At 66.8% G+C, this 13154-nt stretch carries 14 protein-coding genes; 9 read left to right on the top strand and 5 right to left on the bottom strand.

Translation table 11 applies throughout. The features are described from left to right. From AC6EI8_RS18165 to aroG, 4 genes are all read left to right on the top strand, one after another. The coding region (locus AC6EI8_RS18165) for a YhdP family phospholipid transporter (RefSeq protein WP_498382546.1) at positions 1-1211 on the top strand (1211 nt) is incomplete at its 5' end. A gap of 118 nt (positions 1212-1329) precedes the next feature. After that, positions 1330-2142 carry a carbon-nitrogen hydrolase family protein gene (locus tag AC6EI8_RS18160; protein WP_149319433.1) on the top strand — a complete coding sequence of 271 codons (813 nt, stop codon included), beginning with the start codon at positions 1330-1332 and terminating at the stop codon, positions 2140-2142. A 148-nt stretch (positions 2143-2290) separates the two neighbouring features. Continuing rightward, on the top strand, positions 2291-3751 hold the full coding sequence (gene tldD, locus AC6EI8_RS18155; RefSeq protein ID WP_149319335.1) for a metalloprotease TldD: 1461 nt from the start codon (positions 2291-2293) through the stop codon (positions 3749-3751). 401 nt (positions 3752-4152) lie between these two features. Next, entirely contained in the window at positions 4153-5232 is a 1080-nt protein-coding gene (aroG, locus tag AC6EI8_RS18150) for a 3-deoxy-7-phosphoheptulonate synthase AroG (RefSeq protein ID WP_174105859.1), read from the top strand. Positions 5233-5280: 48 nt separating this feature from the next. On the opposite strand, the gene AC6EI8_RS18145 is transcribed toward aroG, so the two are convergent. The 4 genes from AC6EI8_RS18145 to AC6EI8_RS18130 form a co-directional block, all read right to left on the bottom strand. After that, on the bottom strand, positions 5281-5535 hold the full coding sequence (locus AC6EI8_RS18145; protein ID WP_149319337.1) for a DUF2442 domain-containing protein: 255 nt from the start codon (positions 5533-5535) through the stop codon (positions 5281-5283). Between the two features lie 4 nt (positions 5536-5539). Beyond that, the gene (locus tag AC6EI8_RS18140) at positions 5540-5848 is read right to left on the bottom strand and encodes a DUF4160 domain-containing protein (protein ID WP_226109126.1); all 309 of its coding nucleotides are present in this window, start codon (positions 5846-5848) and stop codon (positions 5540-5542) included. A 78-nt stretch (positions 5849-5926) separates the two neighbouring features. After that, on the bottom strand, positions 5927-6325 hold the full coding sequence (locus AC6EI8_RS18135) for a c-type cytochrome (RefSeq protein WP_149319338.1): 399 nt from the start codon (positions 6323-6325) through the stop codon (positions 5927-5929). A gap of 11 nt (positions 6326-6336) precedes the next feature. After that, positions 6337-6684 (bottom strand): c-type cytochrome, encoded by a 348-nt coding sequence (locus tag AC6EI8_RS18130; protein WP_006578948.1) that lies wholly within the window; start codon positions 6682-6684, stop codon positions 6337-6339. A gap of 324 nt (positions 6685-7008) precedes the next feature. Here AC6EI8_RS18130 and AC6EI8_RS18125 point away from each other — a divergent pair, with 324 nt between their 5' ends. The 3 genes from AC6EI8_RS18125 to AC6EI8_RS18115 all read left to right on the top strand — a co-directional run bounded on the left by AC6EI8_RS18125 (position 7009) and on the right by AC6EI8_RS18115 (position 9849). Then, positions 7009-7899, top strand: coding sequence for an AAA family ATPase (locus AC6EI8_RS18125; RefSeq protein WP_149319339.1), 891 nt, complete (start codon positions 7009-7011; stop codon positions 7897-7899). Positions 7900-7968: 69 nt separating this feature from the next. Next, the gene (locus tag AC6EI8_RS18120) at positions 7969-8574 is read left to right on the top strand and encodes a GNAT family N-acetyltransferase (protein WP_149319340.1); all 606 of its coding nucleotides are present in this window, start codon (positions 7969-7971) and stop codon (positions 8572-8574) included. A gap of 99 nt (positions 8575-8673) precedes the next feature. After that, positions 8674-9849 (top strand): vWA domain-containing protein, encoded by a 1176-nt coding sequence (locus tag AC6EI8_RS18115; RefSeq protein ID WP_149319341.1) that lies wholly within the window; start codon positions 8674-8676, stop codon positions 9847-9849. A gap of 16 nt (positions 9850-9865) precedes the next feature. On the opposite strand, the gene gcvA is transcribed toward AC6EI8_RS18115, so the two are convergent. Further along, positions 9866-10768, bottom strand: coding sequence for a transcriptional regulator GcvA (gene gcvA, locus AC6EI8_RS18110; protein ID WP_064573152.1), 903 nt, complete (start codon positions 10766-10768; stop codon positions 9866-9868). A 198-nt stretch (positions 10769-10966) separates the two neighbouring features. Between gcvA and AC6EI8_RS18105 the strand changes: the two genes are divergently transcribed. Both AC6EI8_RS18105 and AC6EI8_RS18100 read left to right on the top strand, forming a co-directional pair. Then, positions 10967-11953 (top strand): Bug family tripartite tricarboxylate transporter substrate binding protein, encoded by a 987-nt coding sequence (locus tag AC6EI8_RS18105; protein ID WP_149319342.1) that lies wholly within the window; start codon positions 10967-10969, stop codon positions 11951-11953. A 25-nt stretch (positions 11954-11978) separates the two neighbouring features. Then, positions 11979-12860, top strand: coding sequence for an N-formylglutamate amidohydrolase (locus AC6EI8_RS18100; protein ID WP_150084790.1), 882 nt, complete (start codon positions 11979-11981; stop codon positions 12858-12860). The last annotated feature ends 294 nt before the right edge of the window (positions 12861-13154 follow it).

Here is a 13154-nt window from a genome sequence, read left to right as displayed (position 1 = left end):
GCGGCGGCGCGCGCGAACCGGCCACGGCCTCGTATCTGCCGGAGCGCATCACGGCGCGTTCGCGCACGCTGCTCGCCTTCGGCCGCGAGCTCGACGACGTGACGCTGGACGCCGTGCGCGCCCCGCAGGCCGGCGATCCCGGCTGGCAGTTCCGCCTCGACTCGCGCCAGATCGCCGGCCAGATGCAGTGGCGTGCGGTGCCGTCCAGCCCGGGCGGCGCGCTGACGCTGCGGCTGTCGCGGCTGAACATCCCCGACAGCCAGGACACCAGCAAGGTCGCCGACGCGCTGGCCGGCCAGATCGAGCAACTGCCGTCGCTCGACCTGCAGGCCGAGCGCTTCGAACTGCGTGGCCACGACTTCGGCAAGCTGCAGGTCAAGGCGCACAGCGCGCTCGACAATGGCGAACCGGTCTGGACGCTGGAATCGCTGACGCTGGAACAGCCCGGCGCGACGTTCACCGGCCAAGGCAGCTGGCGCGTGCCGCGCCGCGTGCGCGACAGCGGCAAGGCCGGCGGCCAGCGCCGCACACTGCTCAGCTTCAACGTCGACGTGCGCAATGCCGGCGATGTACTCGACCGGCTCGGCATGCCGCATACGCTGCGCGACGGCAAGGGCAAGCTCGAGGGCCGCATCCGCTGGATCGGCTCGCCGCTGGCGATCGACTACCCCTCGCTGAACGGCCGCGTGGCGCTCAAGCTCGAGAATGGCCAGATCGTCAGCGTCGAGCCCGGGGCGGCCAAGCTGCTGGGCGTGCTGAGCCTGCAGAGCGTGATGCGGCTGGTGACGCTGGACTTCCGCGGCATCGCCGGCGAGGGCCTGGTGTTCGACGAGATCAGCGCGACCGGCACCATCGAGAACGGCATCGCCAGCACCAGCGACTTCCGCCTGAAGAGCCCGCAGGTCAGCGCGGCGATGACCGGCAGCGCCAATCTTCCGCAGGAAACGCAGGATCTGGAGGTCGCGCTGGTGCCGCGCATCAACGCGACCTCGGCCTCGGTCGCCGCCGCCTTCATCAATCCGGCGCTCGGGATCGGCACGCTGGCGGCGCAATTGCTGTTCGCCGACGAGTTCTCCAAGGCCTTCACGCAGCACTACAAGGTGACCGGAAGCTGGGCCGAGCCGCGGATCGCCAAGGTCGGCGACAATAACGCGGACGGGTCCAGGCGCGCTCCCGATCGCCGCCAGCCCGAGCAGTCCTACATGCCGTAATTGCGCCCACGCGCATCGAGGAAACGCCATGCCAGCCGCCGATCCCGCTACCCGCCCCACCAGCGCGCCAGCCAGCCCTGCCGCTTCCTCCTCCGCCACGCCGAGCGCGACGCGTGCAATGCGTGTTGCCGCGATCCAGACCGTGACCGGCACCGCGCTCGACGCCAACCTGGCGCGCGCCGATGCGCTGATCGCCGAGGCCGCCCGCGGCGGCGCCGAGCTGGTGCTGCTGCCCGAGTATTTCTGCCTGATGGGTCGCCATGAGAGCGACAAGGTCGCGGTGCGGGAGCAGGACGGCGACGGACCGATCCAGCGCTTCCTGGCTGATGCAGCAAGGCGCCACGGCATCTGGCTGGTCGGCGGCACGCTGCCGCTGTGGTGCGAGGACGCCGAGCGCGTCCGCAACAGCTCGCTCGCCTTCGACCCACAGGGCGAACGGGTGGCGCGCTACGACAAGATCCACCTGTTCGGCTTCACCCGCGGGGAGGAGCGCTACGACGAGTCGCGCACGATCCTGGCCGGCCGCGAGCCGGTGACCTTCGATGCGCCGTGCGGCCGGGTCGCGATGTCGGTCTGCTACGACCTGCGCTTTCCCGAGCTGTATCGGCAGATGGCGAGCACCGACAGCGAGAACGGCCTGGCCTTGATCCTGATGCCGGCCGCCTTCACCTACACCACCGGGCAGGCGCATTGGGAAATCCTGCTGCGCGCCCGCGCGATCGAGAACCAATGCTATGTGCTGGCGGCGGCCCAGGGCGGCAAGCACGAGAACGGCCGGCGCACCTGGGGTCACTCGATGCTGGTCGATCCCTGGGGCGAGGTGCTGGCCATGCTGCCCGAGGGCGAGGGCGTGGTCAGCGGCACGCTGGACCCGGCGCGCATCGCCGAAGTGCGGCAGAACCTGCCTGCGCTGCGCCACCGGGTGCTGTAGCATGGACACCCGTAGGACCCGACCGAACCGTGGTACCTGACCGAACCGTAGTACCGAACATTCGGGCGCCGCACCAGCCGGCGCCCCACCCTTGCGGCTGCCGGCCCGATGCCGGGCAGCGCGACACCGAATCCAACAGAGGACATTCATGAACGCCGGCGATCTCGGAATCCGCAATCTCGCCACCGCACAGCAGCTGCTGCTGAACCCGTACGGGCTTGACGAAGCCCGGCTGCAACGCGTGCTGGCCGACATCTTCACGCACAAGGTCGACTACGCCGACCTGTATTTCCAGTACACCCGCAGCGAGGCCTGGAGCCTCGAGGAAGGCATCGTCAAGTCGGGCAGCTTCAATATCGACCAGGGCGTCGGCGTGCGCGCCGTGTCGGGCGACCGCACCGCCTTCGCCTACTCCGACGAGATCAGCCTGGAGGCGTTGCTGCAGGCCAGCGCCGCGACCCGCACCATCGGCAAGGTCGGCAGCGGCCGCACCAAGGTGGCGGGTTCGCTGGCCTCGCAGGGCGGCCGCGACCTGTACGCACCCAACGATCCGCTCGATTCGATGCCGGCGGCCGAGAAGGTCGCGCTGCTCGAGCGCGTCGAGAAGATGGCGCGCGCCAAGGATCCGCGCATCGTGCAGGTGATGGCGGGCCTGGCCGGCGAATACGACGTGGTGCTGATCGCCCGCAGCGACGGCGTGATCGCCGCCGACGTGCGGCCGCTGGTGCGCGTGTCCGTCACGGTGATCGCCGAGCAGAACGGCCGGCGCGAGATGGGCACCTCGGGCGGCGGCGGCCGTTATCACTACGGCTACTTCAGCGACGATCTGCTGCGCACCTATGTCGACGAGGCGGTGTCGTCGGCGCTGGTCAACCTGGAGGCGCGCCCCGCCCCGGCCGGCGCGATGACCGTCGTGCTCGGGCCGGGCTGGCCCGGCGTGCTGCTGCACGAGGCGGTCGGCCACGGGCTGGAAGGCGACTTCAACCGCAAGGGCTCGTCGGCCTTCGCCGGCCGCATGGGCGAGCGCGTGGCGGCCAAGGGCGTTACCGTGGTCGACGACGGCACGCTGGAAGGCCGCCGGGGTTCGCTGAACCTCGACGACGAAGGCAATCCGACCCAGTGCACCACGCTGATCGAGGACGGCATCCTGCGCGGCTATATCCAGGACACGCTGAACGCGCGGCTGATGAAGATGCCGGTGACCGGCAACGCGCGCCGCGAGAGCTTCGCCGCGCTGCCGATGCCGCGCATGACCAATACCTACATGCTGAACGGCGACCGCGACCCGCAGGAGATCATCGCCAGCGTCAAGCGCGGCCTGTACGCGGTCAACTTCGGCGGCGGCCAGGTCGACATCACCAACGGCAAGTTCGTGTTCTCGGCCAGCGAGGCCTACCTGATCGAGGACGGCAAGATCACCGCGCCGGTCAAGGGCGCAACGCTGGTCGGCAACGGTCCCGAATCGCTGAAGGACGTCACCATGATCGGCAACGACATGCGGCTGGACTCGGGCGTCGGCGTCTGCGGCAAGGAAGGCCAGAGCGTGCCGGTCGGCGTTGGCCAGCCGACCCTGCGCATCGAGAACATGACGGTGGGCGGCACCGCCTGACGGCCGCGGGCGTCGGCGCCGCTGCTGCGCCGACGCCACAGCCGGCCCTCTTCCGCCTTGCCCGGGCGTTTCGGCGCGCTTGCCAAGCGTGCCGAAACGGGCTATAAAGTGGCTTCGTCGCCGGCGCTTGCCGCCTCGCCGACACGCGATACCGACGAAAACAGACGCAATACCAATCGCAAGACCGACCGAATACCGCGCTTTCCTCCCACATGTCCGCCAAGTTTTACTTTTACTTTTTTAGCGATCTCGCACCGCTGGCGGAAGGAGAGGATCAGTCGTAAGCGCCTCCCAAGATTGCAAAAAAGCCGCCAGCAGACCTGGCGGCTTTTTTTTGGCCCGACTTTCCCCGCAGCATCGAATACCCCCACTCTCACGACCTGACAAGACCTGGAGCCATCATGTTGAAGAACACCGACGACCTTCGTATTCGCGAACTGAAGGAGCTGCTGCCGCCGGCGCACCTGATCCGCGAGTTCTCCCTGTCGGAGAAGGCGTCGGACGTCATCTACGGCGCGCGCCAGGCGATGCACCGCATCCTGCATGGCATGGACGACCGGCTGATCGTCATCATCGGCCCCTGCTCGATCCACGACACCCGCGCCGCGCTCGAATACGCCAAGCTGCTGAAGGAGCAGCGCGATCGCTTCAGCAACGAGCTCGAGGTCGTGATGCGGGTCTACTTCGAGAAGCCGCGCACCACGGTCGGCTGGAAGGGGCTGATCAACGATCCGCACATGGACGGCAGCTTCAAGATCAACGACGGCCTGCGCACCGCGCGCGAGCTGCTGCTCAATATCAGCGAGATGGGCCTGCCGGCGGGCACCGAATACCTCGACATGATTTCGCCGCAGTACATCGCCGACCTGGTCAGCTGGGGCGCGATCGGCGCGCGCACCACCGAATCGCAGGTGCATCGCGAGCTGGCCTCGGGGCTGTCGTGCCCGGTGGGGTTCAAGAACGGCACCGACGGCAACGTCAAGATTGCGGTCGATGCGATCAAGGCCGCCTCGCAGCCGCACCATTTCCTGTCGGTCACCAAGGGCGGCCATTCGGCGATCGTGTCGACCTCGGGCAACGAGGACTGCCACATCATCCTGCGCGGCGGCAAGAACCCGAACTACGATGCCGAAAGCGTGCAACAGGCCTGCGACGCGATTTCCAAGGCCGGGCTCGCGGCGCGGCTGATGATCGACGCCTCGCACGCCAACAGCAGCAAGAAGCACGAGAACCAGATCCCGGTCTGCGAGGACATCGGCCGCCAGCTCGCCGCGGGCGACGACCGCATCATCGGCGTGATGGTCGAATCGCACCTGATCGCCGGCCGCCAGGACCATGTCCAGGGCGCGCCGATCGACTCGCTGACCTACGGCCAGTCGGTCACCGACGCCTGCATCGGTTGGGACGATTCGGTGCGGGTGCTGGAGATCCTGGCCAACGCGGTCAAGGCACGGCGGTTGGCGAAGGGCAGCGGGAACTGATGAACGCTGAGTTGGCGGCCACCGCGCCGCCACTCGCCCGACGGGCCCCTACGATCGGATCAACGGGCGCCCCGTCACTTCCTCGTACATCGCATCCGGGGCGATATCGACCCCGTTTGGCCATACCACCGCGCCATCCGCAATGGAGGCCCTGGCGAAATAGGCCTCATCAGCCAACGGGGCAAACACGCCATGGAAATCATCGCGCGACATATCCACGATTCCGCGCGTGCCATCGGCGAATTCAACGTCCAGTCGATGATTTGGCAGGACAGCCAGACGGGTGACGTGCCACGCAACCATTGCATTACTCCAGGGGCGGAATGGGCTTTGGCATTTCGTGATTTCTGCAAAGCCGCCAATCTTCGGCCAATTCGGTTCGATGCGCCGACGCCCATTCCAATACCAGTGCAAGCGCACGCCGAGGGAGCGACCCGGCGATAACCTCAAGCGTATCGATTCGGATGATCGCTTCGGCGTCGCCATAGCGCGCATGGAAATGGGCCGGTTCGTGGTCACGCCAATACATCGTGATCACGATCCCGAAAAATATGCTGAGGGTTGGCACATTGGCTCCCGCTGTTGAGGGAGCACCATCGTATTGCGGGGTCATCATGCCTTCGATCGGTCCATGCCGAAGATATAAAAAAAGCCGCCTCGAAGGAAGCGGCTTTTTTGACGGCGGTAGGCTGCCTTACCTCTTCAACACCAGATCGCCCGGCAGCGATTCCAGATAGGCGGCGATGTTCTTCAGCTCCTGCCGCGTGAAGGGGCGGGGCTTGCCGTCCTTGCCGAGCACGCCGGGGTTGGCGTTGACCTGGCCCTGCATGATCGCGTTGGAGCGGCCGACCTGCGGGTTGCCGTGGACCTGGTAGGCGACCAGCGCGTGATACAGGTAGCCGGCGTGCTGGCCTGCCAGCTTCGGATAGTCCGGCGCGATCGGGGAATTCATGTCGGCGCCGTGGCAGGCGGCGCAATTGCCCTTCTGCACCAGGGCCTTGCCGGCTTCGATGTCGGCGGCGGAGGCCGACATCGCCGAGGCACCCAGCACGAGTGCGCCGAGCGCGAACGAGAGCGTCTTGAGCGTCTTCATGTCGAGTCCTCTCACTTCTGCGGATTGTCGCGGGTATCGCGCTTCTGCTGCGCGTAGTACGCAGCCACGTCGGCAATATCCTGGTCGCTCAGCGTCGCCGCGATGCCACGCATGGTCGGATGCTTGCGGCCGCCCTTCTTGTACTCCTGCAGCGCGTTCGCGATGTACTTCGCGCTCTGGCCCCCGATCATCGGCACTTCGTACACCTCGGGAAACGAAGCCCGATATCCCGGAATTCCGTGGCAGCCGATACACATCGCCACCTTGTCCCGGGCTGCCTCCACATTGCCCTTGACTTCCTGGGCCTGCGCTGCCGTCGCGGCGGCGCCCAGCACCACCATCGTGAGGAGCTTTTTCATTGTCGTAGTCGGATTGGAAGGATTGAACCCTGCGTGACCTGCCCGAGCGGCCAGACATGGAACTCCCGCCGAATGCACGGCCGGGGCCGTGCGCATCGACCGTCATGCCGGCCATTCTTTCGTGATCGCCGCTTCCCGACCAGGGCCGCCAGGGTGCGACGTGGGCGGCCGGGGAAGGAGGATGGACGTGGGGGCGCGTCAAACCGGCGCATTGTACCGCACGCGGCACGCGGCAGTCCATAGAGCGGCGCCATGGCCGCACGCGAACGGGAAAGCTCTTTTATACTGGCCCATTCCGACCCGAACGAAGCCTCAGAACGCGACATGACCGATACCGCCCAAGCCGCCGCTGGCGCCTCTGCCGCCCCCTCCGCCCGCTTCGAGGGCAGCGCCCACTACGTGGCCACCGACGACCTGAAGCTCGCCGTCAACGCCGCGCGCACGCTGCAGCGTCCGCTGCTGATCAAGGGCGAGCCTGGCACCGGCAAGACCATGCTGGCCGAGGAAGTCGCCGCCGCGCTGGGCATGCCGCTGCTGCAATGGCATATCAAGTCGACCACCAAGGCGCAGCAGGGCCTGTACGAATACGATGCGGTGTCCCGCCTGCGCGACTCGCAGCTCGGCGACGACCGCGTGCACGACATCCGCAACTACATCGTCAAGGGCGTGCTGTGGCAGGCGTTCGAGTCCGACGAGCCGGTGGTGCTGCTGATCGACGAGATCGACAAGGCGGACATCGAATTCCCCAACGACCTGCTGCGCGAAATCGACCGGATGGAGTTCTACGTCTACGAGACGCGCGAACTGATCCGCGCCAGACATCGTCCGCTGGTCATCATCACGTCGAACAACGAGAAGGAACTGCCGGACGCCTTCCTGCGCCGCTGCTTCTTCCACTACATCAAGTTCCCCGACGCCGACACCATGCAGCGCATCGTCGACGTCCACTATCCGGGCATCAAGCGCGAACTGGTATCGGCCGCGCTCGAGGCGTTCTACGAGATGCGCAACCTGCCGGGCCTGAAGAAGAAGCCGTCGACCTCGGAGCTGATCGACTGGCTCAAGCTGCTGATGGCCGAGGACATTCCGCCAGAGGCGCTGCGCAGCCCGGACAAGAAGGCCGCGATTCCGCCGCTGCACGGCGCGCTGCTGAAGAACGAGCAGGACGTGCATCTGTTCGAGCGCCTGGTCTTCATGAACCGCGCCAACCGCTGAACGCCGCCCTGCCCTTCATCGAACTGCGAACCTCGACCTTCGAACCTCCAACCCTCGCCAGGAACCCCGATGACCCGTCTGATCGCGCCGATCGTGCTGGAAGGCCGGCACGTCATGCTCGAGCCGCTCGACGCCGCGCATGAAACCGAACTGCGCGCGGCTGCGAGCGATGGCGAGCTGTGGAAGCTGTGGTACACCTCGGTGCCGACGCCCGACGGCATGCGCGCGTGGATCGACACCGCGCTGGACCAGCGCGACCGCCTCGGCGCGATGCCCTTCGTGGTGCGGCGCGTGCAGGACGGCGTGGTCGGTCCGGTGGTCGGCTCGACGCGGATGTTCAATGTCGACGAGACCCACCGGCGGCTCGAGATCGGCCACACCTGGTATGCGCAGAGTGTGCAGCGCACGGCGGTCAACACCGAGTGCAAGCTGCTGTTGCTCGCGCATGCCTTCGAGCAGCTGCGCTGCATCGCGGTCGAATTCCGCACGCACTGGATGAACCACCAGAGCCGCGCCGCGATCGCCCGGCTCGGCGCCAAGCAGGACGGCGTGCTGCGCAACCATCAGGTGATGCCCGACGGCTCGCTGCGCGACACCGTGGTCTTCTCGATCATCGCCAGCGAATGGCCGACGGTGAAGCGCCATCTGCATTACCGCCTGGAGATGCCGCGCTGAGCGCCGCGTGCACGATCGCACCGACCGCACGCACACGACAACAGCGCGCACAGAGCGCAACGCACGCACCGCCAGCCCACCGCGACACCGAGACCCGCCATGCTGATCGACTTCTTCTTCTCGCTGCGGCACGCCAAGCTGCCGGTATCCGTCAAGGAATACCTGACCATGCTGGAGGCGCTGAAGGCCCAGGTGATCGCGCCGTCGATCGACGAGTTCTACTACCTGTCGCGCATGACGCTGGTCAAGGACGAGAAGCACTTCGACAAGTTCGACCAGACCTTCGCGGCCTACTTCAAGGGCGTCGAGAACCTGGTCGACTGGAAGTCCGACATCCCGCTCGACTGGCTGCAGAAGACGCTGGAGCGCGAACTGTCGCCGGAGGAGAAGGCCAGGATCGAAGCGATGGGCGGGCTCGACAAGCTGATGGAGCGCCTGAAGCAGCTGCTCGAAGAGCAGAAGGAAAAGCACGAGGGCGGCAACAAGTGGATCGGCACCGGCGGCACCTCGCCGTTCGGCCACGGCGGCTACAACCCCGAGGGCATCCGCATCGGCGGCCCGTCCAAGGGCAACCGCACCGCGATCAAGGTATGGGAGACGCGCGCCTATCGCGACTACGACGATCAGGTCGAGCTGGGCACGCGCAACATCAAGGTCGCGCTGCGGCGGCTGCGCCGGTTCGCGCGCGAAGGCGCCGACACCGAGCTGGACCTGGACGACACCATCCATTCGACCGCGGCCAACGCGGGCCTGCTCGACATCAAGCTGCGCCCGGAGCGGCACAACAAGGTCAAGGTGCTGATGCTGATGGATGTCGGCGGCTCGATGGACGACCACATCAAGCGCGTCGAGGAACTGTTCTCGGCGGCCAAGACCGAGTTCAAGCACCTGGAGTACTACTACTTCCACAACTGCGTCTACGACTACGTGTGGAAGAACAACCGCCGCCGCCACGCGGAGAAGATCGCCACCTGGGACCTGATCCACAAGTACACGCCCGACTACAAGGTGATCTTCGTCGGCGACGCGACCATGAGCCCGTACGAGATCCTGCAGCCCGGCGGTTCGGTCGAGTACAACAATCCCGAGGCGGGCGCGGTCTGGCTGAATCGGCTGATCGACCAGTTCCCGCGCTTCGTCTGGCTCAATCCCGAGCCGGAAGGCCTGTGGCAGTACCGCCAGTCGATCTCGGTGATCAACCAGATCATGAAGGCGCGGATGTATCCGGTGACCATCGCCGGGCTCGAGCAGGCGATGAAGGTGCTGTCGAAGTAAGCCGGCCGTCGCCCGCTCACGCCACCACGTCCACCCCTTCCATCAGCCACTGCCGGAAGGTCTGCAGCGCCGGCAGGTGCTGCTTCTGCTCCGGGTAGCACAGGTAATAGCCCTTCTTGCTGAGCACCCGCGCGGGGTGCGCCACCACCAGCGCCCCGCTGGCCAGCTCCTGCTCGATCAGGCAGCGCGGGATCAGCGCGATGCCCAGCCCCGACAGCGCCGCCTGGGTCAGCAGCGAGAACTGGTCGAAGCGCGGACCGCTCCAGGCCTCGCGCGTGGTCACGCCCAGTTCCCCCAGCCAGTCGGACCAGGCCTCCGGCACCGTCGTATGGTGCAGCAGCGGATAGTTCAGCAGCGCCTGGGGCGACGCGGCGACGCCGTTGGGCTCGTTGGCCAGCAAACCCGGCCGGCACACCGGCAACACCTCGCGGCCGGTCATGTAGTCGGCCAGGCTGCCAGGCCAGACGCCATCGCCGAAGCGGATCGCCGCGTCCAGGTCCGGCTGCGAGAAGTCATAGCCCTGCGCGTGCGGCACGAACTCCAGCGTGACCTCGGGATGGCGCTCGAAGAACTGCGGCAGCCGCGGAATCAGCCACTTGGCGCCCAGCGTCGGCATGCTGGCGATATGCAGCGTGCCGCCGCGGCCCTGGCTGGCCACCAGCTCGACGGTGGCGGCCTCGATCTCCTGCAGGCTGGGCCGGATCCGCTCCAGATAGCGGCGGCCGGCATCGGTCAGCAGCAGGCGCTGACGGACGCGTTCGAACAGATCCACGCCCAGCGACGACTCGAGCTGGCGGACCTGCTTGCTGACCGCGCCCTGCGTGACATGGAGCTCGCGGGCGGCCAGCGTAAAACTGAGATGACGGGCGGCGGCCTCGAAGGCCTGCAGCCCGGTCAACGACGGGCATAGGCGCCGCATGCGACTTCCTCGATTTCCCAGACTTCACGACCAAATGGAATGACCGTGCGATTTTAATTCGTTTGCACGGTTCTTGCAGATTTGCGCAGAATCGCAAGCAAAGCTCAACGAGGCTTTCTAGCACAGCAACGACGGGCGCGCCCTGCCGACGCCCTTTCTCCCCCATTTCCGTGTTGGACCCCCTTTTCAGGATCATTCATGCAACGCCGTAACATGCTCCGCCTCATCGCTGCCGGCTCGGCCGCCCTGGCCGCCGGCCTGTCGTTCCAGGCTGCCGCGCAGGGTTCGTATCCGACCAAGCCGATCACGCTGGTCGTGCCCTTCCCGGCCGGCGGCACCACCGACATCGTCGCCCGCATCGTCGCCGACAAGCTGGGCCAGCAACTGGGCCAGGCCGTGGTGGTCGACAACCGCGGCGGCGCCGGCGGCAGCATCGGCACCAGCTACCTGGCCAAGGCCACGCCGGACGGCTACACCATCGGCATCGCCACCGCCTCGACCCACGGCATCAACCCGGCGATCTACCCGCGCCTGCAGTACGACGCGACCAAGGACTTCACCACCATCACCAACCTGGCCTCGGTGCCGAACGTGATGAGCGTCCACCCGTCGGTCAAGGCAAACGACATGAAGGCCTTCATCGCGCTGGCGCAGTCGCAGCCGAACAAGCTGGCCTACGGCTCGGCCGGCAACGGCAGCGTGTCGCACATGATGGGCGAGCTGTTCAAGCTGAGCAGCAAGACCGAACTGCTGCACGTGCCGTACAAGGGCGTCGGCCCGGCGCTGAACGACACGCTGGCCAACCAGGTCCAGATCCTGTTCGACAACCTGCCGTCGTCGCTGCCGTTCATCCAGGGCGGCAAGCTGCGCGCGCTGGCCGTGGCCGCGCCCAAGCGCGTCGCCGCGCTGCCGAACGTGCCGACCTTCGCCGAGCTGGGCCTGGCCGAGGTCAACGATTCGTCGTGGTTCGGCCTGATCGCCCCGGCCAAGCTGCCGGCCGACATCCAGACCAGGCTGCACGACGCCACCGTCAAGGTGCTGGCGATGCCCGAGGTCAAGGAGAAGTTCGAGAAGCTGGGCGCGACCCCGGTCGGCGACACGCCGGCGCACTTCGCCACGCAGATCAAGAACGAAGTGGCCAAGAACAAGCGCATCGCCGCCGCCGCCAAGATCTCGATGGACTAAGCCGCAAGACCGAGCCGCAAGCATCATGACCGAAGCAGACCGAAAGAGCGCGGAGCGCCCTTACTTCCTGCAGCTGCCGGAAGGCGAGAGCAGCCCGCTCTTTCTCGATTCGCCGCATAGCGCGACCACCTACCCGGCGGACTTCCGCTACGCCGCCGGGCTGCCCCTGAACCTGCTGCGCCAGGCCGAGGACACCTTCGTCGACGAGCTGTACGCCGACGCGCCGAAGCAGGGCATCGCGCTGCTGTGCGCGGGCTTTCCGCGCAGCTACCTCGATGCCAACCGCGGCATCGAGGAGATCGACCAGGCCCTGCTCGACGCCCCCTGGCCGGGCCCGATGCAGGAAACGCCCAAGACCCGGCTCGGCAAGGGCCTGGTCTGGCGTGTGCTCGACACCGGCGAGGCGATCTACGATCGCAAGCTGAGCGTGGCCGAGGTGCAGGCGCGCATCGAGCGCTACTACCTGCCCTACTACGCCCAGCTGCAGAAGCTGGCCGACCGGGCGATCGCCGAGCACGGCAGCGCGTGGCACATCAACTGCCATTCGATGCCGAGCGAGGCGGCGCAATACGCCACCGAGCATCCGGGCCTGCAGCATCCGGACTTCGTGGTGGGCGACCGCGACGGCAGCACCTGCGACAAGCGCTTCACCGACCTGGTCGAGGGCGTGCTGAAGGAAATGGGCTACGACGTCTGGCGCAACCACCCCTACAAGGGCGTGGAGATCGTGCGCGTGGTCGGCCAGCCCCAGGCCGGCCGCCACAGCCTGCAGCTCGAGATCAATCGCAAGCTGTACATGGACGAGGTGGCGCTGACCCGCAATGCGGGCTTCGACAAGCTCAAGCAGAACCTGAACGCGCTGCTTGCCGAGCTCGACCGCTTCGCCCGTTTGGCGGCGACGCGTTAAGCGCCAAGCGCCGGGCCGGGATCGGCCCGGCGCGATTCGCTGCACCAGGGCGCCGCAATGGCGTCACGAGGGAGCGGACCGGGCTCGCACCGAGGCCGGATCGGGTCCAAATCGGGCCCTGTCCGCGCTCGGGACTGACCCTAGGTTGGCTGCCGCGAGGAACTTTGTGCAAAGGGTTTCCTCTATCATGGCAGTCTTTTGCCAACCACTTCGCCCCCGAAGCAAGCAGATCCCGTGATCCGACGAATTTCCATGCGGCTGCGCGCCCTCGCCGCCGCGGCCGCCGCCCTGATG

Source organism: Cupriavidus sp. R6-3, from assembly GCF_059772245.1.
This window is presented reverse-complemented; position numbering and strand designations above follow the sequence as displayed.